Annotated in this window: 16 protein-coding genes; 7 read left to right on the top strand and 9 right to left on the bottom strand. The window is 74.8% G+C overall.

What is annotated here, in order from left to right; all coding sequences use genetic code 11:
* Positions 1–140: 140 nt before the first annotated feature.
* From AB0953_RS09835 to AB0953_RS09820, 4 genes are all read left to right on the top strand, one after another.
* The gene (locus AB0953_RS09835; RefSeq protein WP_366858879.1) at positions 141–716 is read left to right on the top strand and encodes a hypothetical protein; all 576 of its coding nucleotides are present in this window, start codon (positions 141–143) and stop codon (positions 714–716) included.
* A gap of 229 nt (positions 717–945) precedes the next feature.
* Complete coding sequence (locus AB0953_RS09830; RefSeq protein WP_366858878.1) at positions 946–1689, top strand: response regulator transcription factor; 744 nt, start codon at positions 946–948, stop codon at positions 1687–1689.
* 68 nt (positions 1690–1757) lie between these two features.
* A complete protein-coding gene (locus tag AB0953_RS09825; RefSeq protein ID WP_366858949.1) occupies positions 1758–2810 on the top strand; it encodes an ATP-binding protein in 1053 nt (350 codons plus the stop codon).
* Positions 2811–3068: 258 nt separating this feature from the next.
* Positions 3069–6956, top strand: a complete 3888-nt coding sequence (locus AB0953_RS09820) for a multifunctional oxoglutarate decarboxylase/oxoglutarate dehydrogenase thiamine pyrophosphate-binding subunit/dihydrolipoyllysine-residue succinyltransferase subunit (RefSeq protein ID WP_366858876.1) — start codon at positions 3069–3071, stop codon at positions 6954–6956.
* A gap of 177 nt (positions 6957–7133) precedes the next feature.
* On the opposite strand, the gene fxsT is transcribed toward AB0953_RS09820, so the two are convergent.
* The 7 genes from fxsT to AB0953_RS09785 all read right to left on the bottom strand — a co-directional run bounded on the left by fxsT (position 7134) and on the right by AB0953_RS09785 (position 19855).
* Positions 7134–10139: an FxSxx-COOH system tetratricopeptide repeat protein gene (gene fxsT, locus AB0953_RS09815; RefSeq protein WP_366858875.1), complete on the bottom strand. Its 3006-nt coding sequence runs from the start codon at positions 10137–10139 to the stop codon at positions 7134–7136.
* A 63-nt stretch (positions 10140–10202) separates the two neighbouring features.
* Complete coding sequence (locus AB0953_RS09810) at positions 10203–11459, bottom strand: HEXXH motif domain-containing protein (protein WP_366858874.1); 1257 nt, start codon at positions 11457–11459, stop codon at positions 10203–10205.
* Positions 11456–12799, bottom strand: a complete 1344-nt coding sequence (locus tag AB0953_RS09805; protein WP_366858873.1) for an FxsB family cyclophane-forming radical SAM/SPASM peptide maturase — start codon at positions 12797–12799, stop codon at positions 11456–11458. The genes AB0953_RS09810 and AB0953_RS09805 overlap by 4 nt, the downstream gene beginning before the upstream one ends.
* A 151-nt stretch (positions 12800–12950) precedes the next feature.
* Entirely contained in the window at positions 12951–13325 is a 375-nt protein-coding gene (gene fxsA, locus AB0953_RS09800; RefSeq protein WP_366858872.1) for an FxSxx-COOH cyclophane-containing RiPP peptide, read from the bottom strand.
* A 61-nt stretch (positions 13326–13386) separates the two neighbouring features.
* The gene (locus tag AB0953_RS09795; protein WP_366858871.1) at positions 13387–16695 is read right to left on the bottom strand and encodes an SAV_2336 N-terminal domain-related protein; all 3309 of its coding nucleotides are present in this window, start codon (positions 16693–16695) and stop codon (positions 13387–13389) included.
* A 3-nt stretch (positions 16696–16698) separates the two neighbouring features.
* Positions 16699–17709 carry a MoxR family ATPase gene (locus tag AB0953_RS09790; protein ID WP_366858870.1) on the bottom strand — a complete coding sequence of 337 codons (1011 nt, stop codon included), beginning with the start codon at positions 17707–17709 and terminating at the stop codon, positions 16699–16701.
* Positions 17710–17728: 19 nt separating this feature from the next.
* On the bottom strand, positions 17729–19855 hold the full coding sequence (locus AB0953_RS09785; RefSeq protein WP_366858869.1) for a trypsin-like peptidase domain-containing protein: 2127 nt from the start codon (positions 19853–19855) through the stop codon (positions 17729–17731).
* 133 nt (positions 19856–19988) lie between these two features.
* Between AB0953_RS09785 and AB0953_RS09780 the strand changes: the two genes are divergently transcribed.
* The 3 genes from AB0953_RS09780 to AB0953_RS09770 all read left to right on the top strand — a co-directional run bounded on the left by AB0953_RS09780 (position 19989) and on the right by AB0953_RS09770 (position 22321).
* A complete protein-coding gene (locus AB0953_RS09780; RefSeq protein WP_010061466.1) occupies positions 19989–20174 on the top strand; it encodes a DUF6104 family protein in 186 nt (61 codons plus the stop codon).
* A gap of 256 nt (positions 20175–20430) precedes the next feature.
* Positions 20431–21351 carry a hypothetical protein gene (locus AB0953_RS09775; protein WP_366858868.1) on the top strand — a complete coding sequence of 307 codons (921 nt, stop codon included), beginning with the start codon at positions 20431–20433 and terminating at the stop codon, positions 21349–21351.
* A gap of 1 nt (position 21352) precedes the next feature.
* Positions 21353–22321 carry a helix-turn-helix transcriptional regulator gene (locus tag AB0953_RS09770; RefSeq protein WP_366858867.1) on the top strand — a complete coding sequence of 323 codons (969 nt, stop codon included), beginning with the start codon at positions 21353–21355 and terminating at the stop codon, positions 22319–22321.
* A gap of 366 nt (positions 22322–22687) precedes the next feature.
* Here AB0953_RS09770 and AB0953_RS09765 read toward each other — a convergent pair whose 3' ends face one another.
* Positions 22688–23650: a zinc-binding dehydrogenase gene (locus AB0953_RS09765; protein ID WP_366858866.1), complete on the bottom strand. Its 963-nt coding sequence runs from the start codon at positions 23648–23650 to the stop codon at positions 22688–22690.
* Between the two features lie 537 nt (positions 23651–24187).
* Complete coding sequence (locus AB0953_RS09760; RefSeq protein WP_366858948.1) at positions 24188–25378, bottom strand: NADP-dependent malic enzyme; 1191 nt, start codon at positions 25376–25378, stop codon at positions 24188–24190.
* Positions 25379–25850: the final 472 nt, after the last annotated feature.

The raw sequence follows: 25850 nt of genomic DNA, 5'->3' as shown, positions 1-25850 counted from the left end.
CCACAGGCCGAGGAGCGCGGCGAGGAGCGGAGGCGGGCATCGCGTGACTGCGGTGCGGATGTCGTCCTCCGGGTGCTTTCCGTACGGGCGCGGCCGACTCCATACTCGGGGGTCGGCCCGGGTTCCTGCGGGGGTGGGGTGTGCGCGCGAGCAGAGCGACGGCAGCGGTGCTGCTGGGTGTGGTGGTCCTGGCGGGGTGCGGCGCGGGCGGCGGGGACGGGGCTGCCCCTGCGAGCCCCTCCTCCGGGAGTGCCGCCGGCCGTACGGGCCCCGGCCCGTCGGCCCCGCCCCCGACCGCCGCCCCACCCGCGACCGCCCCGCCCCGGCCCCCGGCCACGCCGCCGGAGGCATCGCCGACCGCCGGGCCGACCTCCGCGGCCGAGCGCCTGGTGACCGTCACCCGCAGCGGCGGCTTCGCCGGCCGGACCTGGAGCCTGCTGGTCAAGGGCGACGGCTCCTGGCTCCGGCTGGACGGCAGGGCCCGGCAGGTCGGCGCGGGCAGGCTGTCGCCGGACGGCCTGGCGCGGCTGCGGGGCGCGCTCGCGGCGGCGGACTTCCCGCACCTGCCGCGGGTGCCGACGGGCGGCCCGACGGTGTACGACGGGTTCACGTACGCCTTCGTGTACGGCGGCTTCGAGGTCATGGCGGCCGACGGCAGCATCCCGGCGGGGCTGTCGGACGTCCTGTCTGCGCTTCCCCCGTTCGAGGCCCCCTGAGCCCGGGCCCGGGCGGGCCGGGTCCGCCGTGCCGGAGGCGCCGGGTCCGCCGGGCTGCCGAGGTAACGTTTCGAGCACGTTCACCAGGCCCGGCATCACCGCCCATATCCCGATTCCGCCCCCAAGCGGAACCAATGACTCCGGCGTTTTCGCTGTCTGAACCCCTCATAGCCGCAGGCCGGTGGCTCCTCTACGCTGCCCCCATCACGCGGATCTTCAGGGGCGGGACATGGAACAGACGACGCACACCACCCACGGCGGCGCCGCGGCCACTCCCGGCGCCCAGCGGCGCGTGCTCGTGGTCGAGGACGACCGCACCATCGCCGACGCCATCGCGGCGCGGCTGCGCGCCGAGGGCTTCCAGGTGCAGACGGCCTTCGACGGGCCGGCCGCCGTGGCCGCGGCCGAGAGCTGGCAGCCGGAGCTGCTGGTCCTGGACGTGATGCTGCCCGGCTTCGACGGCCTGGAGGTCTGCCGCCGGGTCCAGGCCCAGCGCCCGGTGCCGGTGCTGATGCTGACCGCGCGCGACGACGAGACCGACATGCTGGTCGGGCTCGGGGTCGGGGCGGACGACTACATGACCAAGCCGTTCTCCATGCGCGAGCTGGCGGCCCGGGTCCACGTCCTGCTGCGCCGGGTGGAGCGCGCCACGCTGGCCGCGACCGCCCCCCGCGGGGCCACCCTGCGGCTCGGGGACCTGGAGATCGACCACGCGCAGCGCCGGGTCCGGGTGCAGGCGGAGGACGTCCACCTGACGCCGACCGAGTTCGACCTGCTCGTCTGCCTGGCGGGCACCCCGCGGGCGGTGCTCTCCCGGGAGCAGCTGCTGGCGGAGGTCTGGGACTGGGCCGACGCCTCCGGCACCCGTACGGTCGACAGCCACATCAAGGCCCTGCGCCGGAAGATCGGTGCGGAGCGGATCCGTACGGTCCACGGCGTCGGGTACGCCCTGGAGACCCCGGCGCAGGCGTGAGCGGCGCCCGCCCCGGCAGGGGGCGCGGCGCCGGCCGCTCCGCTGGAGCCGATGCCTTCAGCGGCGGGCTGCGCCCGTTCTCCCCCTTCTCGATCAAGACCAAGCTCGGCACGCTGGTGGTGGTGTCGGTCTTCATCACCACGGGGCTGCTGATGGTGGCCCTGCGCACCGACACCGAGCTGCGCTTCATCACCGTGTTCTCGGTGATCGCCTCGATGCTGATCACCCAGTTCGTGGCGCACAGCCTGACCGCCCCGCTGGACGAGATGACGCGGGTGGCGCGGGCGATCTCGCACGGGGACTTCACCCGCCGCGTGCGCGGGGCGGGCCGCCGCGACGAGCTGGGCGACCTGGCCTCCACGATCAACCTGATGGCGGACGACCTGGAGGCCGTGGACCGGCACCGCCGGGAGCTCGTCGCCAATGTCTCCCACGAGCTGCGCACGCCGATCGCGGCGCTGCGCGCGGTGCTGGAGAACGTGGTGGACGGGGTCTCCGAGGCCGATCCGGAGACGATGCGGACCATGCTGAAGCAGACGGAGCGCCTCGGCCGGCTGGTCGGGACGCTGCTGGACCTGTCCCGGGTGGACAACGGGGTGGTCCCGCTGAAGGCCCGCCGCTTCGAGGTGTGGCCGTACCTGTCGGGGGTGCTGAAGGAATCGGGGCTCGCGGCGGCCGGCCGGCCGGGGCTGGCCTCCGGCTCCGGCGGGCACACCCGCAACGACGTGCACCTGCACCTGGACGTGTTCCCGCCCGGGCTGACGGCGTACGCGGACGCCGAGCGGCTGCACCAGGTGGTGGCGAACCTGATCGACAACGCGGTCAAGCACAGCCCGGCGCTCGGCCGGGTCACCGTCCGCGCCCGGGCCGGCGAGGCGCCCGGCAGCCTCGCCCTGGAGGTGGTGGACGAGGGCCCCGGGATCCCCGAGGCCGAGCGCCACCGGGTCTTCGAGCGGTTCAACCGGGGCAGCGCCAGCGGCGGCGACGGGGGCACCGGGCTGGGCCTGGCGATCGCCCGCTGGGCGGTCGAGCTGCACGGGGGCCGGATCGGCGTGGCCGAATCGTCACGGGGCTGCCGCATCCTCGTCACGCTCCCGGGCAGTCCTGCGGCGCCGCATTGACGTAGGGTTCGACTGGGAAGGACATGATCTCGGCCACACGTGCCCGAGGTCCGTCAGGGGTGCGAAGCCAGGGGGCCGCAACCCTGGTGCGCGCTACCCGAACCAGGCTGGTTTCCCGCCATTCAGCACCGTGAAACCCGCCGTTCGGTGTGACCTACATGACGGAAGTCCCGCCCGGTCTGCATCTCCCCGCCGGGGAGGCGTAGCCTTTATTCCCGCTGTCCATACCTTGTGAAGCGGAAGAGGGCGGTTGCCGCCGTGTCGCCACAGTCCCCCAGTAACTCGAGCACGACGACCGAAGCAGCAGAAGGCGGGAAGACCCCTGCCTCAGGCTTCGGCGCCAATGAGTGGCTCGTCGACGAGATCTATCAGCAGTACCTCCAGGACCCGAATTCGGTCGATCGGGCCTGGTGGGACTTCTTCGCCGACTACAAGCCGGGGGGCGCGAGCGCTCCCGCCAAGGCCGACGAGCCGGTGAAGTCCCCGACGACGGATGGCGCCTCCGCACAGGCCTCCACCGCCGTCGCCGCCACCCCGCAGGTCTCCGACGCCGCCGCCACGGGGGCGGCGAGCGCCGCGAAGCCCGCTCCTGCCGCCGCACCCGCGCCTGTGTCAGCTCCTGCCCCTGCTCCTGCCACCCCCTCTGGTGCCCCTGCTGTGACTGTCACCTCCCAGGCCCCGGCCGCCGCACCGGCCGCGCCCGCCCCTCAGGCCCAGGCTCCGGCCGCCGCCCCCGCCGCCCCCAAGGCCGCGCCCGCCACCGAGGCCCCGGCGGGCCCCGAGCTGGTGACGCTCCGCGGCCCGGCCGCGGCGGTCGCGAAGAACATGAACGCCTCCCTCGACGTCCCGACGGCCACGTCCGTCCGCGCCGTCCCGGTGAAGCTGCTGTTCGACAACCGCATCGTCATCAACAACCACCTCAAGCGCGCCCGGGGCGGGAAGATCTCCTTCACGCACCTGATCGGCTACGCGATGGTGCAGGCCATCAAGGCCATGCCGTCGATGAACTACTCCTTCCAGGAGAAGGACGGCAAGCCGACCCTGGTCAAGCCGGAGCACGTGAACTTCGGCCTCGCGATCGACCTGGTCAAGCCGAACGGCGACCGCCAGCTCGTCGTCGCCGGCATCAAGAAGGCCGAGACCCTGAACTTCTTCGAGTTCTGGCAGGCCTACGAGGACATCGTCCGCCGCGCCCGCGTCGGCAAGCTGACGATGGACGACTTCACCGGCGTGACGGTCTCCCTGACCAACCCGGGCGGCCTGGGCACCGTGCACTCCGTGCCCCGCCTGATGCCCGGACAGTCCGTCATCATGGGCGTCGGCTCCATGGACTACCCGGCCGAGTTCCAGGGCACCTCGCAGGACACCCTGAACAAGCTGGGCATCTCCAAGGTCATGACCCTGACCTCGACCTACGACCACCGGGTCATCCAGGGTGCGGCCTCCGGCGAGTTCCTGCGGATCGTCGCCAACCTGCTCCTCGGCGAGAACGGCTTCTACGACGACGTCTTCGAGGCGCTGCGGATCCCGTACGAGCCGGTCCGCTGGATGCGCGACATCGACACGTCCCACGACGACGACGTCACGAAGGCCGCCCGCGTCTTCGAGCTCATCCACTCCTACCGGGTCCGCGGCCACGTCATGGCCGACACCGACCCGCTGGAGTACAAGCAGCGCAAGCACCCCGACCTCGACATCACCGAGCACGGCCTCACCCTGTGGGACCTGGAGCGCGAGTTCGCCGTCGGCGGCTTCGCCGGCAAGTCGATGATGAAGCTGCGCGACATCCTCGGCGTGCTGCGCGACTCGTACTGCCGCACCACCGGCGTCGAGTTCATGCACATCCAGGACCCCAAGCAGCGCCGCTGGATCCAGGACCGCATCGAGCGCCCGCACTCCAAGCCGGAGCGCGAGGAGCAGCTGCGGATCCTGCGCCGCCTGAACGCTGCGGAGGCCTTCGAGACCTTCCTGCAGACGAAGTACGTCGGCCAGAAGCGCTTCTCCCTGGAGGGCGGCGAGTCCGTCATCCCGCTGCTCGACGCGGTCATCGACTCCGCGGCCGAGGCCCGCCTCGAAGAGGTCGTCATCGGCATGGCCCACCGCGGCCGCCTGAACGTCCTCGCCAACATCGTCGGCAAGTCGTACGCGCAGATCTTCCGCGAGTTCGAGGGCAACCTGGACCCGAAGTCCATGCACGGCTCCGGCGACGTGAAGTACCACCTGGGCGCCGAGGGCACCTTCACCGGCCTCGACGGCGAGCAGATCAAGGTCTCGCTCGTCGCGAACCCCTCCCACCTGGAGGCCGTCGACCCGGTCCTCGAGGGTGTGGCCCGCGCCAAGCAGGACATCATCAACAAGGGCGGCACGGACTTCACCGTCCTGCCGGTCGCCCTGCACGGTGACGCGGCCTTCGCCGGCCAGGGCGTCGTCGCCGAGACGCTGAACATGTCGCAGCTGCGCGGCTACCGCACCGGCGGCACCGTCCACGTCGTGATCAACAACCAGGTCGGCTTCACCGCCGCCCCGGAGTCCTCGCGTTCGTCGATGTACGCGACCGACGTGGCCCGCATGATCGAGGCGCCGATCTTCCACGTGAACGGCGACGACCCGGAGGCCGTGGTCCGCGTCGCGCGGCTCGCCTTCGAGTTCCGCCAGGCGTTCAACAAGGACGTGGTCATCGACCTCATCTGCTACCGCCGCCGCGGCCACAACGAGTCCGACAACCCGGCGTTCACGCAGCCGCTGATGTACGACCTGATCGACAAGAAGCGCTCGGTGCGCAAGCTCTACACCGAGTCCCTCATCGGTCGCGGCGACATCACCCTCGAAGAGGCCGAGCAGGCGCTGCAGGACTTCCAGGGCCAGCTGGAGAAGGTGTTCGCGGAGGTCCGCGAGGCCGCGACCCAGCCCGTGGGCGCCCCGCCGGTCGCCCCCTCGGAGCAGGCCGACTTCCCGGTCGCGGTCAACACCGCGGTCTCCCCGGAGGTCGTCAAGCGGATCGCCGAGTCCCAGGTCAACATCCCCGAGGCGCACACCGTCCACCCGCGCCTGCTGCCGCAGCTGCAGCGCCGCGCGGCGATGATCGACGACGGCACCATCGACTGGGGCATGGGCGAGACCCTCGCCTTCGGCTCGCTGCTGATGGAGGGCACCCCGGTCCGCCTGTCCGGCCAGGACTCCCGCCGCGGCACCTTCGGCCAGCGCCACGCGGTCCTCATCGACCGCGCGACGGGCGAGGACTACACCCCGCTGCAGCACCTGTCGGACGACCAGGCCCGCTTCAACGTCTACGACTCGCTGCTGTCGGAGTACGCGGCGATGGGCTTCGAGTACGGCTACTCGCTGGCCCGCCCGGACGCGCTGGTGCTGTGGGAGGCCCAGTTCGGTGACTTCGTCAACGGCGCGCAGACCGTCGTCGACGAGTTCATCTCCTCGGCGGAGCAGAAGTGGGGCCAGACCTCCGGCGTCACCCTGCTGCTCCCCCACGGCTACGAGGGCCAGGGACCGGACCACTCCTCGGCCCGCCCCGAGCGGTTCCTGCAGCTGTGCGCGCAGAACAACATGACGGTCGCGATGCCGACGCTCCCGTCGAACTACTTCCACCTGCTGCGCTGGCAGGTCCACAACCCGCACCACAAGCCGCTGATCGTCTTCACCCCGAAGTCGATGCTGCGTCTGAAGGCGGCGGCGTCGAAGGCGGAGGAGTTCACCAGCGGCACCTTCCGCCCGGTCATCGGCGACACGGCGGTGGACCCGAACGCGGTCCGCAAGGTCGTGTTCTGCGCGGGCAAGGTCTACTACGACCTGGAGGCCGAGCGGGTCAAGCGCGGCATCACCGACACCGCCATCATCCGCATCGAGCGGCTGTACCCGCTCCCGGGTGCGGAGCTCCAGGCCGAGATCGCCAAGTTCCCGAACGCGGCGAAGTACATCTGGGCGCAGGAGGAGCCGGCGAACCAGGGTGCGTGGCCGTTCATCGCGCTGAACCTGATCGACCACCTCGACCTGGCGGTCGGCGCCGACCTGCCGCCGGCGGAGCGGCTGCGGCGCATCTCCCGCCCGCACGGCTCGTCCCCGGCGGTCGGCTCCGCCAAGCGGCACCAGGCGGAGCAGCAGCAGCTGATCAACGAGGTCTTCGAGGCCTAGTCGCTGCGCTGGCTGGAACGTCGGAAGGCCCGGTACCCACCACGGGGACCGGGCCTTCCGGCATGTTCGGCGAGGCCGGATGTGCCGGCGTTTGAGGCGAAGGGGGGCCGGGGCGACAGTCCCGGGATACGGAGAAAGGGCCGGGCGGGGAGGGGCTCCGCGCAGCGGAAACGGAGGCTACGGCTGGGGTTCGAAGTCCCAGTAGGGCCGCATCTGCTGGCGGGCCGACACCGTGTGGACGTGCTGCGGGCCCAGGGTCCGGGTCAGGGCCTTCAGGCCGGCGTCCTCGTGCTTGGCCGCCTCCACGTCCTCGCGCACCGACCGCAGGTCCGCCGCCAGCGCGATCTGCGCGCTCAGCGTCATGGGGTGGTCCGGGCCGAGGACCGCCTCGCAGGCCCGCAGCGTGTCCCGGCTCAGCGACAGGGCGTCGTCCAGGCGCCCGGTGATGTTCCGGTGCCCGGTGGCGTTCAGGGCGCAGCCCAGCGTCCAGGGGTGGCGCTCGCCGACGGCCCCCCGCATGCCGACCAGCGCCTGCTCGGCCAGGTTCAGCGCCTCCAGCCGCTCTCCCTGGGCGCGCAGCACCAGGGCGAGGTTGCCCACCGTCCCGATGCTGTACGGGTGGGCCAGCCCCAGCTGGGTCTGGTAGCCGCGCACCACTTCCTCGGAGATCCGCCGGGCCTCGCCGATGTCCCCGTACTCGCGCAGGTAGGTCGCGTAGTCGGAGGCGACCATCAACGTCCAGGGGAAGTCCGGCCCGAAGACCCGGGTGGAGCGCTCCAGGACGCTGCGCAGGCGGGCGCCGGCGCCCGGGATGTCCCCCGACCGGCGCAGGCACATGCCGAGGTTGTGCTCGGCGCGCAGGGTCTGGGGGTGGTTGGGGCCGAGGACCTGGGAGTTGAGCTTGAGGCCCTGTTCCTGCCGGGCGAGGGCCTCGCGGTAGCGGCCCATCAGCCGCAGCCCCATGGCGCAGCCGATCCCGGAGGAGAGGGTGGCGATGTGCCGGACCCGCAGCACCCGCTCGCGCCGGCGCAGGGTGTCGAGGTCGGTCTCGTACGCCTCCTGGTAGCGGCCGAGGAGCCGCAGGACGACGGCGACGTTGTTCTCGGCGTTGAGGGTGGTGGAGTCGTCCTCGCCGAGCAGTTCCCGGTACCGGGCGAAGGCGTGTTCCAGCAGCTCGCGCGCCTGCTCGAACTTGGCGGTGCCGAGCAGGACGCCGGCGTAGGTGCTGGTGGCGCGCAGGGTCTCGAGGTCGCGGTCGCCGCGCTCGGCGAGGAGCCGGTCGGCGACCGATTTGGCGAGGGTCTCGGCGCGTTTGAAGTGGCCGAGCATGCGCAGGGCGCCGCCGTAGTGGTAGCTGAGCTCGCGGACCTGGTCGTGGTCGTCGCCGAGCATGGCGCGCCACACGGCGTCGGTCTGCTCGGCGAGCCGCAGGCAGGTGCGGTACTCCCCGGCGAGGATGAGGTAGCGCAGGCAGTTCAGCAGGAAGTTCTGGATCCGCGGGTTGCTGCTGGTGAGCACGCCGGCGGCTTCGAGGTGCGGGATCAGCTCGGCGAAGCGGGGCCACAGCCGGGAGTCGGAGGGGCGGCCGGGGTCGGCGGCGGCGAGGACCTGGCGGACGGCGCGGGCCAGCGGCCGGGCCTCGTCCTCGGAGAGGTTCTCGCGGACGATGCCGTGGACCATGCGGTGCAGTTGGACGGTCTCCAGGCCGCCGCCGCCCTCCTCGACGGCCAGGTCGGAGTACTCCAGTCGGACGACGGAGAACTGGACGAGCTTGTTGAGGGCGGCGTTCCACCGGATCTGGTCGTTGATGAGCCCGGCGAGCTGTTCGGGCACGTCGTCGGCGGGGAATTCGCGCAGCAGCCGCAGGGGCACCGGGCCGGGTGCGAAGAACACGAACAGCCGCAGCAGGGCGAGCGCGTCGGGGAAGTTCTCGCGGACGTTGTTGAGGAGTATCGCCAGGGCGGTGGGGAAGGGCAGCGGGTAGTCGTCGGAGACGGTGACGGCCTCGCGGGAGTCCAGCCGGCGCCGCAGCAGGTCCAGGTAGTCGCCGACGGTCAGGGGCGAGTCGGCGAGCCAGCCGGCGGTCTGGTCGAGGGCGAGCGGGTAGTCCTCCAGGGCCTCGGCGAGCTGGTCGGCCTCGTCGCCGGTGAGCCGGCGGGCGCGGCGGCGGATGAAGGTGATGGACTCGGCGCGGGCGTAGAGGGGGACCTCGACGAGGCTGGTGTGCCGGGAGGCCCATTCGCGGTTGCGGGAGGTGATGATGACGTCGCCGGCGCCGGAGGGCAGCAGGTCGGTGAGGTCGTCGGGGTTGTCGCAGCCGTCGAAGACCACCAGCCAGCGGCTGTACGGGTTCCCGCGGCGCAGCGCCTCCAGCACGGCCCGGATCTGCTCGCCGTAGCTGCCGGCCCCGCGGGGCAGGCCCATCTCGGGGGCGAGGTCGGCAAGCCGTTCGCGCAGGGTGGGCCGGTCCTCGGCCGGGACCCACCAGACGACGTCGTACTCGGAGGCGAAGCGGTAGGCGTATTCGGTGGCCACCTGGGTCTTGCCGACGCCGGACAGCCCGAGCAGCGTGACGGTGGAGGCGCCGGGCGGGGCCTCGGACAGGGCGGCGCGCAGCTTGCCGATGACGTCGTTGCGGCCGGTGAAGCGGGGGTTGCGGCGCGGGACGCGGCCCCAGATCTCGGGCGGGTCGTTGGGGAAGCGGGGTCCGCGGCGGCCGGTCTCGGTGCCGACCCGGTCGGTGGGCAGTTCCAGGCGGCGCAGGACGCGGTACTCGGCCTCGTAGGCGTCCAGGCCCCACAGGTCGGTCTTCTCCAGGACGGCGACGGCGCTGGGCAGCGGGGCGTCGGTCAGGCAGACGGCGGCGAACCGGTCGGGGTGGCTGTCGGTGACGGCGCGCAGGGCGGTGTTCCACTCCTCGTCGGTGTGGGCGCCGCCGGAGAAGTAGCGTTCGCTGAGGATGAGCAGGACCCGGCTGCCGCTGCGGGCGAGGTCGTCGAGGGCCTGGGTGAGGCCGCCCTCGGCCTGCGGGTCCCAGCGGGCGAGGGCGACGCGGTGGCCGTGCTCCTCCAGGCGGTGCGCGATCCACACGGCCCAGGGCCGGTTGAACCCCGCGAAGCTGATGACGAAGCGCTGCGGCATGTGCGGGGCCGGGTCTCGCTCCTGACGGATGCCGGTGGTCATGCGGCCGTCTCCCTGGGATCCGGGCGGTGGACGGGTTTGAAAGGTACCGCAGCCGACGGTGTGTCAGCCCTCTGCGTACGGCGCGAGTTCCGGGTGTTGCCCGTACCAGGCGCGGCGGGCCCGGTCGACGGCGCGGCGGGCGACGGCGTGCTGGTCGCCGGGGGGCGGCAGCTCGTCCATGGACCGTTCCGCGGCGGCCATGGCGTCGGCGAACTCCCGTCCTGCCACGGTCAGTTCGGGCTGGGCGCGCAAAACCGGGAGGACGGCGGCGACCTGGGCGCGGATCCGGGCGTGCTGGGCCCAGGCGCCGCGGGCCCCGTAGAGGGCGGCGCGCTGCCAGTAGCCGGCGAGGGCGAGGTGGGCGTACGCGCCGTGCAGGAGCCCCTCCAGGGGGCGGGGGTCGGTGCGCCAGGGGGCCCAGTGGCGGGCGGTGCGGTCGGCGGTGTGCAGGGTGAGGACGTCGGCGAGGGCGGTGAGCTTGCCGTGCTGGACCTCGTGGACGAGGGTGGCGGCCAGGGCGGGCGGGGCCTGGTTGCGGGCCAGGACGGAGCCGGGGGCCGCGGGCTGGGTGGCGCCGTGGGAGCGGGAGCCGCCGGCCAGGGGCACGACGGAGCGCAGCAGGCGGGCGACCTCTTCGGCGCGGGCGGTGTCGTAGCGCTCCAGCAGGGTGAGCGCGCCGGTCCACTGGGTGTCCCAGCGTTTGTGGCCCTTGGGGGTGAGCCGGCGGGCGGCGCGCACGGGTGCGGGGCGGGCGCTGCCGCAGGCCCGGTAGGGGTCGAGGTCGTCGAGGGCGGTGCGGCCGCCGGGCAGGGTGTGCAGCGGGAGGGTGGCGGGGTCCTCGGGGTCCCAGGTGCGTTCGGTGAGGGCGAGGGGGCCCGGGCGGGGCGGGCGCAGCAGTCCGAGGGTGGGCAGCACGAGGCGGCCGTTCACGGGCCGCAGGGCGGCCTTGAAGGCGATGCCGGAGCGCACGGCGGCGGCGACGGCGAGGGCGCCGAGGTGGCCGAGGTCCGGCGGCGGCCCGGACGGGGCGTGCAGCCGGCGCAGGGTCTCCTCCGCCCAGACGCCGGTGGCGGGGTAGTGCAGTACGTCGCGCACGGCCTCGGGGTCGTGCCGTTCGGCCTCCTCCAGCAGGGCCCAGTGGTCGGCGGCCTCGCCGGCGCGGGGGCCGGGGGCGGCGTCGAGGATGCCGCGGAGCAGGACGAGCCGTTTGGAGCGTCGGATGTCGCCGATCAGGCGGGTGCCCTCGGCGGACGGCTCGGTGGAGGCGAGGGCGCGCAGCAGCGGCGAGGGCACGCTGAAGGCGGCCGGCGGCCGGGTCACGAGGCGGCCGCCCGCGGCTGCGCCCGGCCGGCGGCCGGGGGGCCCGGGGGGCCGTCGCCCGGGACGGCCGTGGCGCGGGCGGCGGCGCGGTGGAGGGAGGCGGCGACGTGCCGGATGAGGGCCTGGAGGTCGGCGCAGTACACGGAGGGCCGGCGGAAGCCCTCGCCGTCCCGGTAGCGGTGCGGGTAGTGGCCGCCGCCGCAGACCGCGACGAGCTCGCAGGCGCGGCACTCGTCGGCGAGGGCGTCGAGGCCGATCTGGCGGGCGGCCATGCCGGGGTGGTCGAGGAAGGCGTCGAAGCTGTGGGTCCGCACGTCCATGCCGGTGGCGGCGGCGCCCTCGTAGGCGGACTTGAGCGAGTCGGTCTGCTCCAGGGTGCCGTCGGTCTCGATGACGGCGGTGGCGGCGGGGGCGAGGCCGAGGGTCTCGGTGGCGGCGGGCAGGCCGAGCAGCAGGGCGATGACCTCCTCGAACATCCGGATCCGGGTGCGGGGCACGGCGTCGTGCCACCAGCGCTCGAAGACGGCGATGAGCCAGTCTGCGTACGGGGTGGGCTGCGGGGCGGGGCCGGTGTGCGGGGCGCGGCCGGAGGGCGGGGTGTGGCCGGACGGCGGGCTGCTCCAGTTGGCCAGCGGCAGCAGCAGCCCGACGGCGGGCGGGGCGAAGGCCAGCAGGGACTCGTACGTCTCCACCGGGTCCTGGGCGGGGTCGACGACGCACAGCAGGCCGGCGTAGCTCTCGGGATGCCGGGCGAGCAGGCGCAGCCCGCGGGCGGCGGCGGCGAAGGAGGGCCGGCCCGTGCGGTCCAGGCGGCGGGCGTTGTGCCCGGGGAGCCCGCCGTCGAGGCTGACGCCGACGCGGATCCCGGCGGCGGCCAGCGCGGCGAGCCGGCCGGGGGTGAGCAGGGTCGCGTTGGTCTGGACGGTGGCGGTGACCGCGGTCTGCGGTGACGCCGCGCGCAGGGCGGCCCGTACGGCGTCGACGGGTGCCGCGAGCTCGGCGGGGGCCGTCAGCAACGGCTCGCCCCCGTGCAGGACGAGGTCGACGCGGGGCAGCCGGTGGGCGGCGGCGTGCTCGGCGATGCGGCCGGCGGCGCGGCTGCGGGTGGCGGCCGACATGGCGGCGGGGCGGCCGCGCCAGCTCTGGTCGGCCATCTCGTAGACGTAGCAGTAGGTGCAGGCGAGGTTGCAGCGGCTGCGGGTCTTGAGCACGAACTGCCGGACGGGGTGGGGCCGGTGGCCGGCGGCGCGCAGGGCGGGCACGTCGAGCCGGGCGTAGGGCCAGGGCGCGCGGGCCCGGTGTGCGGGCAGCACGGAGCGGCTGCTGTCGGTGCGGCCCATCGTCGCCTGCGTCCCCCTCCCCGGCCGCCGCCGGGCGGATTCCCCGGCGGACGGTCCATCCCTGCCCGGGGTTCGCCGCGGCCTAACGGCGGAAACGGGTCAACTGTGGGTGCGCTGCGTGGCGTTGGGGATGCGGTGCGTGAGCGGGCGCTCAGCTGACGCCGGAGTCGAAGGCGTTCAGGATCTCCGCGGGGTCCCGGACCCGTTCGAGCAGTCCCTCGATGACCCGGGCGAGCACGGGGTGCTCGATCCCGCGCAGCGCGGCCAGATCGAAACCGGACAGATCCGGCAGCCCACCGCCGCACCCGTATCCCGCGGGGGTCTGCGTCGGTCCCGGCGCTGAACCCTCGGCCCGGCCCGGCGCGCGGCCCTCCGCGGGGGCCGGCCCGGGCGCGGCGGCAGCCGGCGGGGCTGCGGCCGGGCTGCGGGGCGCGGGGGGCGCCCCCGGGCCGGGGGCCGGTTGCGTCGCCTCCGTCGCGGCGTCCGCTTCCGGGTCCGTCGGTCGTGTGCGGTGCCGCGTTGCCATGGGCTGCCCGTCCCCCCGTCTGGTGATGGTCTGCTGCCTGTTCGCGCCGTTCCTGCGGGACTCACATCCCGGCCTCCAGGGTGCGGATGCGCGAGCCGAGCGCCTCGCGCCGGTCCGCGGCCCGTTCGCCGAGGCGGCGCCACAGCTCCAGGGCGGAGCGGTAGGCGTCGAGGGCCGCCCGCGGCCGTGCCAGGCGCTCCAGCACCTCGCCGCGCATCTCCTGCGCCCGGGCCGCCACTTCCACGGCGGCCCCGGGCCGTTCGGCGCCGCCGGTGGCGTCGGCGCCGTCGTCGAGTCCGGTGCGGTCGGTGCGGTCGGCGTCCAGGGCGGCCCGCCAGGCCCGCCGGTAGGAGTCGGCCGCCCGGTCGAGGCGGTCCAGGGCCCGGGTGTGGGCGTGGATCTCCTGTTGGACGTCGCCGTGCTCCCGCCACGCGCGGGCCTGCTCCAGCGGCTTGCGGCTCTGCCGGACGGCGAGTTCCAGCAGGTACTCCGCCTCGCGCAGGTCCACCACGTCGCCCTCGTAGCCGTGGCGCAGCCGCAGCCCCTCGGCGAGCCGTACCAGCCGGTGCGCGGAGCGGGGGTCGGACTGCGGGACGGCCGACCGGCTGTCGCGCAGCACCCGTACGGCCTGCGAGGTGAACCGGCGCCCGCCGGCGGCCCGGGCCCGGTCCAGCAGGGCGTCGCCCCACTCGGGCAGCAGCTCCCCGTACGCCTCCCCGTCGCGCGGGATCAGCCGGCGGGCCCGGGCGTAGGCCTCGGCCGCGGCCTCCAGGGCCGCCGGGTCGGCGTCGCGGGCGTGCCGGGCCCGGTGCACCCGCGCCAGGCAGACCAGGGCGGCCAGGAGCAGCTCGGGGTCGCCGGCGGACTCGGCGAGGGCGAGGTCCAGCTGGCCGGCGGCCTCCTCCAGCCGCGGGGGCAGGTACCGCAGGGCGGTGGCGAGGTCGACCCGGATGCGGGCGGTCTCGGCCGGGGTTTCGGCTCCGGGGGCCTGCGGCGCCCCGTGCAGCACGGATTCCAGGTGCCCGGCGGCCCCTTCGGCCAGGGCGGTGCGCTCCGCCGGGTCGGGCGTGCGGGGCAGCAGGGCGACCAGGACCCGGCCCAGGGCCCTGCGTACGGCCGGCCCGGCCGCCCCCGGGTCGGGGCCGGCGAGGGCCTCCAGCGCGGCCCGCGCCTCGCGCAGCGCGCCGGTGTCCTCGCGCAGCTCGCCGAGCGCGACCAGGGTCCGGGCGCGCCGCAGGACGCAGTCCAGCCGCAGCGGCGGGTCCCCGTCGGGGGCGGCGGCCGCGGCCGCGAACTCCCGTGCGGCGGCGGCCAGCAGCTCCGCGTCCGGCCGGTCCGGCCGGTCGGGGCGGTCGGCGAAGGCCCGCGCGTACAGGACGCGGCCGAGCAGGGCCCGGGCGGGCGCCGTCGGCAGCCCGGCCAGCAGCTGCCCGGCCTCGGCGAGCAGCTCGGGGTCGCGCTGCTGCGCCCACAGCCGCAGCAGGGCTCCGGCCAGCTCGCACTCGGCCTCGCCGGCTGGATCGTCGGGGGCCGCGGGGGCCGCCACGGCGCGGCGCAGGACGGCGACGGCCTCGTACAGCCCGCGCCGGCCGCCGGCCCCTTCGGCGTCCTGGGCGGCGAGGCGTTCGCGGGCGGTGCGCACGGCCCAGGCCCGTCCGGGGGGCGGTGCGGGCGGCTCGCGGTCGGCGGTGTCCTCGGCGGCCGGCCCGGGCAGGTAGCGGCGTACGACGCGGGCGGAGACCTCGGCGAAGGCCTGCGGGAGCCGGCCGGCCGGGACCCGCCCGTCGCCGCCCTCCTCGACGACGGGGGCGCCCGTGAGCTGGGAGACGGCCAGGGCGGGGAAGTTGCGCACGCCGCTGCCGAAGTGGGCGAGGACGTACTCCGAGCAGTGCTTGAGCACGAGCGCGGCCTCGTCGCGGCCGAGCGGCCCCAGCAGCACGTCCTGCACGCCGGGCACGAACTCGTACCACTGCCCCGGCGCGGATCCGCGCCGCAGCAGCCCGCTGAGCAGCACCTCCGCCAGGTCGGAGGGTTCGGAGTCGGGCAGCATCGTGCGCTGGACGAGCCGCATCACCGGCAGGGTCAGCGGGGCGGCGGAGAGGTAGACGGCGAGCTGGACGGCGCGCGGCGAGGCCGAGGAGCGGAAGCGGCGCACGAGGTCGCGGGGCGGCCGGGCGGCGCGCGGCGGCGGAACGGGCGCGGCCGGGTGGTCGGCGAGGACCCGGCCCACCTCGGCCGGTACGGGCCCGGTTCCCAGGCCGGCGACGAGGCGGGCCCAGGCTCCGAGTGCGCTGGCGTTGGGCGGCAGGACGGGCACGGTCAGCCCGCCGGCGGGCCGCCCGGGCCGCGCGGGCCGGTCGGCCCGGAAGCGCAGCCGCGCGGCGGTGGCGCCCTCGACCCGGGCGAGGGTGCCCCGCTCGGTCGGCAGCCAGCTGCGGGCCCACAGCCGCTGCGGCAGGGGCTGGACGACGGCGCACGGGGTGCACTCGGCCCAGCGGTGCAGGACGCGCTGGGCCTCGCCCTCGCGCCACAGCGGTCCGGCGCAGTCGGAGACGACCATGGTCAGGGCCCGCCCGCTGGGGTCGCGCAGCTGGTCGCCGGAGCGCAGGCGGCCGCCGGCGCCGGGTGCGCGGCCGAGGGCGGCCCGGCCGTCGGCGAGCCGGTGGAGGTAGTGCACCTGGACGTCGCGGAAGGCGCCGAGGCGTTCGCAGACGGAGCGCAGTTCCTCGAACATGTCCTGCCAGACGGCCATCGAGGGGGAGGCGTCCATCACCAGCCGGACGGTGGCCTCCCGGCGGGTCTCGGGCCGCATGACCGGGATGACGAGGCCGAGGGCGCGGGCGCTGGCCTCGGCGGTGGCGGGCTCGTCGAGGACGAGGCGGGTGGGCCGGCCGGGCGGGCGGTGCCGCTGGAGGGAGCGCAGGGCGCGCTGGATCTCCAGGATGCGGGGCAGGGCGGCGGCGCCGGGGACGCGGACGGGCACGCCGGCGCCGGCGGGGAAGGCGGCTGCCTCCTCGGCCACGGTGCCGCGGACCCGGGAGGCGTAGAGCCGGACCGGGTCCTCGGTGTCGGCCGGGGCGGGGACGGGCTCCTCCTCGGGCGGCGGCTCGTCCTGCGGCGGGGTCCGGTGCGCGGGTAGCTCGTCGGCCGGGCCGGCGGGCGCCTGCGCGGGCGGGCCGATCCGCCCGGCGAGCCAGAGGGCGTCGGCGAGTTCCTCGGCGGAGGGGTCGAGCCCGGCGGCGCGCAGCAGCCGGGCCAGCTCCCGGAATCCGGGCAGGGGCGGGGGCGCCGGCGCCCCGGGCGGCGGCACGGACCCGGACGGCGGCGGGGCTGCGGGGGGCGGGGTGGCGGGGGGCGGGGTGGCGGGCACGGGTCACCTCGGGCGGTCGAGGCGCTGGATGAGCAGGTCGGCGAGGTCCTCCCGGGTCGGCGGGGCGGCGTAGTGCGTCAGGTAGATGGCGTTCAGCAGCTGGTCGGCGGCGACCAGCTCGGACTGGGAGCGGCTGAGGAACTCCCGGATGAGGTCGGCGCCGAGCCGGGCGGCGTCCTCGCCGAGGTGGGCCCGGACCATCGTGGCGAGCCGCTTCTCGCCGGGCTGGCCCAGCTTGAGCTGGATGCAGCGGCGCAGCAGGGCGGCGGGGAAGTCCCGTTCGCCGTTGCTGGTCAGGATGATGAAGGGGAAGGCGCGGCAGCGGACCCGGCCGCCCTGGACGGTGACCTTGGCGCCGTCGTCGGTGAGGACCTGCACCTCCGGCTCGGTGTCGGCGACGCGTTCCAGTTCGGGCAGGGCGAACTCGCCTTCCTCCAGCACGTTGAGGAGGTCGTTGGGCAGGTCTATGTCGCTCTTGTCGAGCTCGTCGATGAGCAGCACGCGGGGCCGCGCGGTGGGCAGCAGGGCGGTGCCGAGCGGCCCGAGGCGGATGTACTTGCCGATGCCGGGCGCGCCGGCCGGGTTCCCGCCGGACGCGGCGATCTGGACGTCCTGGAGGCGGGCGATGGCGTCGTAGCGGTAGAGGCCCTCCTGGAGCACGGTCCGGGAGACCACGGGCCAGCGCAGGACCCGGCCGAGCTTCAGCTCGTGGGCGACGGCGTGCGCGAGGGTGGACTTGCCGGTGCCCGGGTAGCCGGTGACCAGCAGCGGCCGCCGCAGGTAGAGGGCCGCGTTGATGGCCTCCAGCTCCTCCGGTTCGGGCCGGTGCAGCTCGGCGGCCTGCCGGTGCGCGCCGAGCCGCCGGGCGACGTTGCCGTCCGCGGCCCGGGCCGGGTCGGGCGCCTCCCCCACGGGGCCCCCGTCGAAGTCCCGCCACGGCGGCGGGTCGGGCAGGGCGTCGATCCCGTCGTGGGGCTCGCCGATCCCCCGGTAGATGAGCCATTCCTCGTTCACTTCTGTCCCCTCCCGCCCGTCACAGATCCCCCTGCAGCGGCTCGTCCTCGGGCAGGGCGCGGGCCGGGTCGTCCCAGACGAGGGCCATGCCGTCGGCCCAGAACGCGTCGGGGTCGGCCGCGTGGGCGCGGGCCCGCAGCGCCTGGATGCGCACCGGCAGGGGCGCGCCCCGCCCCGCCTCGGTCAGCTCCTCGCGCAGCCCGCGGTGGAAGGGCGCGCAGGACTCCCCAGGGTCGGCCGGGGGCCGCCGGGTGACCGCCACCCCGTACCCGGCGTCGCGGACCGCGTGGAGGGATCCGCGGGTGGGTTCGGCGTCGGCGGCCCGGCAGTGCACCGGCACGGTGTTGTCGGGGAGGGCGTCCAGCCATTCGGGGGCGGGGCTGCGGGGTCGGCCGCGGTCGCAGTCGACCCGCTCGTCCAGCAGCGGGCCGGCCTGGACGCGGGCCCAGCGGTCGGCCCTGCGGTGCGCGTCGGTGTCGGCGTCGGCGTACGGGGCGGGGCCGTGGGCGGTGGCGGCCGGGGCGGCCGGGCCGTCGCCGCCGGCCGGGTAGCGCAGGACGACGGGCCGCTGGACCCCGAGCGGGATCCGACCGGCCACCGTCCAGGTGTCCACGGGCAGCCCGAACAGCTCGGGCGCCACGGCGACTTCGAGGAGGGCGGGGGCCTCGTGGGTGTCGCAGCGGCGGAAGGCCTCGGCGAGGGCGTCGCGGACCGCCTCGGGCAGCCGGGCCCGGCTGACGTGGACGCCGGAGCCCACGGGGGTGAGCCGGCCGGGGTGGGCGGGCCCGGCGAGGACGGATACCCGCCAGTCGTAGACGTCCTCCCAGCCGTGCGCCCAGGCCTCCAGCAGCACCGAGGGTCCCGGGGCGAGGGCCCCGGCAGGCCGGCCGGGGGCGGGGACGGGCTGTCCGGCGCGGGCGCGGCGGCGCCGGTCGCGGGCGGCGAGGCCCTGCTCGTGGCGTTCGCCGAGCTCGCGGCGCAGCGGCCGCCACAGCCGCTCGGCGGTGGCCCGGACCCAGTCCCACAGCTCCTCGTCGGCGCCGGGCGAGGGCGGTTCGCGGTGGTCGGCGACGCTGACGTCGGTGGCGTAGCGGAGCATGGCGGCGGCCTCGCCGGCACCGCCGGGCGGGTCGAACAGCATGCCGAGGCCGTCGCGCCAGCTCAGCGGGGCGGGCAGGGCCGGGTCGGGCTCCTCGCCGCGGGCGGCCTCGACCAGGGCGCGGACGGCTTCGGAGGAGCTGGGCGGCGGGAGTTCGGCGAGCAGGCCGCACAGGGTGGTGCGTTCGGCGGGGGTGAGGCGCCGGCGGCCCTCGTACGGCTCGTCGGGCGGCGGGAGTTCGCCGTGGACGTCGGTCCAGGTGCGGCGGCTGTCGAGGTCACTGCGGTGCTGGTCGTAGTGGTAGAGGTCGTGGGCCTGGATGACCCGGCGGTAGAGGCCGACCTGGCCGGTGGCGGGCAGCGGCAGGGTGCGCAACTGCACGACGGAGACGGCGAGTCCGCCGCCGCCGGTGCGCCGGCGGGCCTTGACGACGCCGACGACCTCCCCGCGGGCCAGGTCGACCACGGGGCCGCCGGACATGCCGGGCTCGATCTCGTCGTCGTCTCCGAGGCGCAGGGCGGCGCCGGCCGCGGCGGTGCCGCGCAGCCGGGTGGTGCGGCCGGTGATCTCGGGGGTGCCGAGGTCCTCGGTGACGCCGAAGTAGGCCACCTCGCCAGGGCGGGCCCGGGCCCGGTCGGTCAGGCGTACGCAGGCGTGGGAGACGGGGGCGAGGACGCGGACCAGGGCCAGGTCGGGCAGGTCCCACAGGGCGCGCCGGGCGGGGCGCTGCTCTTCGAGCCGCTCGGGCAGCACGCATTCGACGCGGCCGGTGACGGTCCCGGTGGTGCCGGGTCCGGAGGAGAAGGTGATGCCGAGCTCCCGTCCCACGAGACGCACCGCCGCACCCCCTTCCCCGATCACGTGCGCGCACGTCAGGACCCAGCCGGGGGCGATGAAGAAGCCGCTGCCCCACGTGGGGGCGGTCCGGTGGCCGTCGGGGTGTGCATACCCGCCGGGGGCCGCGTGGACGCGTACGGTGGCGGCCTGGACGAGGGGCTCGAGGAGCTCGAAGGCGCGTGCGGAGCCGCCGGTGCGCCCGTCCTGCATCCCCCGCCCCCTCCGGTCGACGGCATTCCAGGCTAGCGCCGGGGCCGTGACGGGGGGAGGTCCCGGCGGGTATGCGGATTATCCTGGCGGGAAACATCCCCCTGCACACCTTCATCACGGCACGGAGCCCGACTTGTACTTCACCGATCGCGGCATCGAGGAGCTGGAGAAGCGGCGCGGCGAGGAGGAGGTCACCTTCGAGTGGCTCGCCGAGCAGCTGCGCACGTTCGTCGACCTGAACCCGGACTTCGAGGTCCCGGTGGAGCGGCTGGCCACCTGGCTGGCCCGCCTGGACGACGAGGACGACGAGGACGAGTGAGCCCGCCCGGGCCTGCGGCGTACGCGCGCGGGCCCGGCGGTGGCCGAGGGGCCCGACCGGTGGACACGTTCCACGGGTCGGGCCCCTCCGTCGTTGCGGGACCTTCCCCCTCCGCTGGCGAAATGGCGCAAAACGCACTCTCCCGTCCCGGCGGCCGGCGGATGGACGGCGGAGTGCGGCGGCCTTGACTTCCACAGACCGCGATATATCGTGTTCCTCAGAAACGCGATATGTTGCGTGCGCCGAGGAGGACGCCATGGCAGAGCAGAAGACGTGGTCGGTGGGGGAACCGCAGAAGCTCGGCTTCGAAGGGCCCGTCGGGGAGCTCCGGGTGCGGCTCGTCGGCGGGACCGTCAACGTCGTCGCCGACGAGGGGCCGGCCCGGCTGGAGGTGGCCGAGGTCGAGGGGCCGCCGCTGCACGTCGTCCAGGAGGGCGACACCCTCACCGTCTCCTACGAGGACCTGCCCTGGAACGGCTCCCAGGGACTGCGCAAGTGGTTCGAGTCCAAGCCGTGGAAGGCCTGGTCCGGGTCCGCGTCCGGCCGCAAGGCCTGGGAGCGCAGCGCCGTCGTCACCCTCACCGTCCCGGCGTCCGCCCGCGTCCAGGTGGCCGCGGTCGGCGCCGCCTGCGTCGTCTCCGGCATCTCCGGGGGCACCGACGTCAGCCTCGTCTCCGGCGACGCCACCCTGGTCCGCCTCTCCGGCACGGTCGCGACCCGCACCGTCTCCGGCGCCGTCGAGGCCCAGTCCGTCACCGGCGAGCTCGGCTTCCACTCGGTCTCCGGCGGCCTGACCGTCGTCGACGGTGCGGACCTGACCGTACGGGCCGACTCGGTCAGCGGGGACATGCTCATCGACCTCGACGCGGACCCGGAGGCCCCCCGCCCCGTGGACATCGCGCTGAACTCCGTCTCCGGGCAGGTCGCGATCCGCCTGCCGCACCCCGCCGACGCGCGCGTGGAGGCCAACACCGCCAGCGGCGGCGTCTCCAACGCCTTCGAGGACCTGCACGTCTCCGGCCAGCTGAGCGCCAAGCGGATCACCGGCACCCTCGGCGCCGGCACCGGCACCCTGCGGGCCACCACCGTCTCCGGTTCCATCGCCCTGCTGCGGCGCCCGGCGGCCGATGCGCCGTACCCGGCCGCTCCGCTCGCACTTGACAAGAAGGTGCTCTGACATGCCGCCCGTCTTCGCCCACGGCCGCCTCCGCCTGTACCTCCTCAAGCTGCTGGACGAGGCCCCGCGCCACGGCTACGAGGTGATCCGCCTGCTGGAGGAGCGCTTCCAGGGCCTGTACGCGCCCTCCGCCGGCACGGTGTACCCGCGGCTGGCCAAGCTGGAGGCCGAAGGCCTGGTCACGCACGCCACCGAAGGCGGCCGCAAGGTCTACTCCATCACCGACGCCGGCCGCGCCGAGCTGGCCGACCGCGGCGGCGAACTCGCCGACCTGGAACTGGAGATCCGCGACTCCGTCTCCGAACTCGCCGCCGAGATCCGCGACGACGTACGCGGCGCGGCCGGGGCGCTGCGGCGTGAGATGCAGGCAGCGGCCTCCGCGTCGGCCACCCGCGTGGAGGACGACTCCTGGACGGCGGCCAAGGAGGAGCTGCGGCGGGCCCGGCAGGAGTGGAAGGAGCAGGCGCGGCGGGCGAAGGACGAGAGCCGGCGGGCCCGCGAGGAGGCACAGGCGGCACGGCGCCAGGCCAAGGAGGCGCAGGAGCGGGCACGCGAGGAGGTCATGCGGATCGCTGCACAGCTCCAGGAGCAGTTCGCCAAGTCCGGCGGCATGCTGGGCAACCTGGCGGGCAGCTGGCTGAACCCCGGCCCCACCGCCCCGGGCCCGGACACCGCCGACTCCCCCGCCCCGGGCCCCGACGCGCACGGCACCGGCACCGGCGCCCCCGCCGGCCCGGCGGCCACCGGCTCCGGCAGGGACACGCCCGCGCCGGACTCACGCTGGGCGGAGGACTTCGCCTCCACCGGGGATCCGGCCCGGGACCTCGACCGGCTCCTGGACCGCTTCCGGGACGACGTCCGGGACGCGGCCCGCGACCACGGGGTGAGCGCGGGCCAACTGGCCGAGGCCCGGACCCACCTGGCCGCGGCAGCGGACCGCATCACCGCCCTGCTCGGCCCGTCCCGCTGAGCCGTAAGCCGTTCCCGCCGGCCGGTACCGCCGCCGCTGCGCGGAACCCTTCCCCCACCCCCCTTCCCGCAGCCGGGGGCTCCGCCCCCGGACCCTCCCCCAGCTACCGCTGGGGTACCCCCAGCGCCTCAAACGCCGGCGGGGCTGATTTCAGCCCGCGCGGCGTTTGAGCGCACCGGGCGCGAAGTGCACGGAACGGGGCCCGGGGCGCAGCCCCGGTTTCTGGGGGCACCTCCCAGCGGTAGCTGGGGGAGAAGGGGCGGGGAGGGGACAGCTCCGCGCAGCGGAACAGCGGCAGCGGGGCCGCGGCCTCGTGCCGCGGCGGACACCGGCCCCCGAGGCCGCGGCAGGAGCGGGGGCGGTCGCCTAGACCGTCAGGACGACCTTGCCGAAGAGGTCGCCGGACGCCAGCTTTTCGAAGCCCTCCCGCGCCCGATCCAGCGGCAGCACCTCGTCGATCACCGGCCGCACCCCGGTCGCCGCACAGAACGCCAGCAGGTCCTCCAGCTCGTCCTTGGACCCCATGGTCGAGCCGACCACCTTCAGCTCCAGGAAGAAGATCCGGGTCAGCTCCGCGTGCGCCGGCCGGTCCCCGCTCGTGGCGCCGGAGATGACCAGCGTCCCCCCGGGCCGCAGCGACTTCACCGAGTGCGACCAGGTGGCCGCGCCCACCGTCTCGATGACCGCGTCCACCCGCTGCGGCAGCCGCGCCCCCGGCTCGAAGGCCTCGACCGCACCGAGCTCCACCGCCCGCTTCCGCTTGGCCTCGTCCCGGCTGGTGGCGTAGACCCGCAGGCCGGCCGCCTTGCCCAGGACGATGGCCGCGGTGGCGACGCCGCCGCCCGCACCCTGGACCAGCACCGCGTCGCCGGGCCGCACGCCCGCGTTGGTGAAGAGCATCCGGTACGCCGTCAGCCACGCGGTCGGCAGGCAGGCGGCCTCCTCGAACGACAGCTCGGCGGGCTTGCGCAGCACGTTCCAGGCGGGAACGGTCACCTGCTCGGCGAACGTGCCCTGGTAGCGCTCGGTCAGGATCGAGCGCGGCTCGTCGGGGCCCACGCCGTGCCCGCTCTGGCCGATCACGGAGTGCAGGACGACCTCGTTGCCGTCCTGGTCGACGCCGGCGGCGTCACAGCCGAGGATCATCGGGAGTTTGTCCTCGCCGAGGCCCACCCCGCGCAGCGACCAGAGGTCGTGGTGGTTGAGGGAGGCGGCCTTGACGTTCACGGTCACCCAGCCGGGGCGGGCCTGCGGGGCCGGGCGCTCGCCCAGCTCGAGGCCGCTCAGCGGCTGGTCACGGTCGATTCGGGCGGCATAGGCAGCGAACATGCCGCGACGCTACCGCCCGGTAGCGCGCGGGGGCCAGAGCTGCCGCCGCTTCGCGGGTGAGGCCTTCGTCGCACTGCCCGCCGACGGAACGGGGGCCTCGGACGGGAACCGGAAGGGGGTCAGGACGCGTCCGGAATGGCCCGAACCGATCAAGAACGGAACTGTCCGTCACCCTCCCAACTACGGTCTGTACGTGCACTCTTGCGCTTTGGCGACACGGAAGCGGAACGTCAAGATCAGGCCTCGCAGGGCGGTAATATTCAGGCCGTGCGGCCCGGCTCGTCATGAGCCTGTCACGTGGCCGCACGTCAGCGGCGCAGTGCGCCGGCCTGCCTGCGGCGCCCTGCGCGCCACCCGGACGGGCCCGCCTCCCCCCACGCGCCGCTGCGGTGCGACCCCTCCCGGTTCGGGGGCGGGGAGGGTGCGCCCTGCAAGCCGGCATACGCGAAGGGGCCCGGCCGGAATCATCCGGCCGGGCCCCTTCGCGTTGCGGCAGGCAGCAGGCTCCGCCGCTCACGCGGCGGGCCCGTCGGTCCGTCAGCCCAGGCGGGCCACGCCGTCGGCCTTGGCGGCCGCGGCGACCGCGGAGGCGACGGCCTCGGCGACGCGCTCGTCGAACGGCGACGGGATCACGTAGTCGGCGGCGAGCTCGTCACCCACGACACCGGCGATGGCGTCGGCGGCGGCGATCTTCATGCCCTCGGTGATCCGGCTGGCGCGGACCTTCAGGGCGCCCGCGAAGATGCCCGGGAAGGCCAGCACGTTGTTGATCTGGTTCGGGAAGTCCGAGCGGCCCGTGGCCACGACCGCCGCGTACTTGTGCGCGACGTCGGGGTGGACCTCCGGGTTCGGGTTGGCCATGGCGAAGACGAAGGCGTCCTTGGCCATCGAGGCCACCGCCTCCTCGGGCACCGTGCCGCCGGAGACGCCGATGAACACGTCCGCGCCGTTCAGGGCCGCCTCCAGGGAGCCGGTCTGTCCGGTCCTGTTGGTCAGGCCCGCGATCTCCGCCTTGACGTCCGTCAGGTCGGAGCGGTCCGCCGAGACGACGCCCTTGCGGTCGGTGACGCACACGTCGCCGATGCCCGCGTCCACGAGGATCTTGGCGATGGCGATGCCCGCCGCGCCGGCACCCGAGATCACGGCGCGCAGGTCGCCGAGCGTGCGCCCGGTGAGCTTCGCGGCGTTGCGCAGGGCGGCCAGCGTCACGATGGCCGTGCCGTGCTGGTCGTCGTGGAAGATCGGGATGTCGAGGGCCTCCTGCAGGCGGCGCTCGATCTCGAAGCAGCGCGGTGCGGAGATGTCCTCCAGGTTCACGCCGCCGAAGGAGGGGGCGAGGCGGACGACGGTCTCGACGATCTCGTCCGTGTCCTTGGTGGCGAGCGCGATCGGGACCGCGTCCACGCCGCCGAACTGCTTGAAGAGAATGGCCTTGCCCTCCATCACGGGGAGGGAGGCCTCGGGTCCGATGTCACCGAGTCCGAGCACGGCCGTGCCGTCGGTGACGACGGCGACCACGTTGGACTTCCAGGTGTACTCGTTGACCAGCTCGGGCTGCTCCGCGATCGCGGTGCAGACCTTCGCCACGCCGGGCGTGTAGGCGAGGGACAGGTCGTCCTTGTTCTGGACCGGCACGGTGGCCTCGATGGCCATCTTGCCGCCCCGGTGCAGCGCGAACACCGCGTCCGGGTTGTTGTCCGTAACGCTGTCGCTGCGAGGATTGACGATCTCCGCTGCCACTGTTCTTGACCCCTTAAGTCTTTGAATCGTTGAGGGTGGCCACTCCTGGTTAAGGGGTGGGCGGGCACCGCGTTCGTACTCCGCATCGACGGTTGGCCCGTCTCCGCGAAGGGGAGGTTCGTACGCGCGGGGCGCGCCGCACGCGCGCCCTGAGCCCCGGATGAGGGGTGTAAGGATCCGTTGTACCCGAAGAACACTCACCCAGACGAGTCGATTCCGGCTGGACTGGATGTCTCTTGTCCGGATTTCGGCGAAAGGTCCAAACCGCTCTGTCCGACTGGTGAGACGCACCGCAAATAATCCATCAAAAAGGCCAGGTCACAGCGGTTTCTGCGGTCCGTGGGCGGTCTGTCCGCAGCCCTGTTGGGCACACCGGGACACCCGTTATCCGATTTTGACCTGACGAACTGCCTGAATGCGTCAGTCCGAATGGCAAGATGCCGTAATCACACGAGGTCGC

The sequence above is a fragment of the Streptomyces sp. NPDC046866 genome (assembly GCF_040704625.1).
Classification (GTDB): Bacteria; Actinomycetota; Actinomycetes; order Streptomycetales; family Streptomycetaceae; genus Streptomyces.
The sequence above is the reverse complement of the archived record's forward strand: the minus strand, read 5'-3'. Positions and strand labels throughout refer to the sequence as shown.

What these genes read in the sequence shown, in the direction of transcription:
- AB0953_RS09830 (WP_366858878.1), top strand. Translation starts at nt 946, where the DNA reads ATGGAACAGACGACGCACACCACCCACGGCGGCGCCGCGGCCACTCCC.
- AB0953_RS09765 (WP_366858866.1), bottom strand. Translation starts at nt 23,650, where the DNA reads ATGTTCGCTGCCTATGCCGCCCGAATCGACCGTGACCAGCCGCTGAGC.
- AB0953_RS09805 (WP_366858873.1), bottom strand. Translation starts at nt 12,799, where the DNA reads ATGGGCCGCACCGACAGCAGCCGCTCCGTGCTGCCCGCACACCGGGCC.
- AB0953_RS09770 (WP_366858867.1), top strand. Translation starts at nt 21,353, where the DNA reads ATGCCGCCCGTCTTCGCCCACGGCCGCCTCCGCCTGTACCTCCTCAAG.
- AB0953_RS09785 (WP_366858869.1), bottom strand. Translation starts at nt 19,855, where the DNA reads ATGCAGGACGGGCGCACCGGCGGCTCCGCACGCGCCTTCGAGCTCCTC.
- fxsT (WP_366858875.1), bottom strand. Translation starts at nt 10,139, where the DNA reads ATGACCACCGGCATCCGTCAGGAGCGAGACCCGGCCCCGCACATGCCG.
- fxsA (WP_366858872.1), bottom strand. Translation starts at nt 13,325, where the DNA reads ATGGCAACGCGGCACCGCACACGACCGACGGACCCGGAAGCGGACGCC.
- AB0953_RS09775 (WP_366858868.1), top strand. Translation starts at nt 20,431, where the DNA reads ATGGCAGAGCAGAAGACGTGGTCGGTGGGGGAACCGCAGAAGCTCGGC.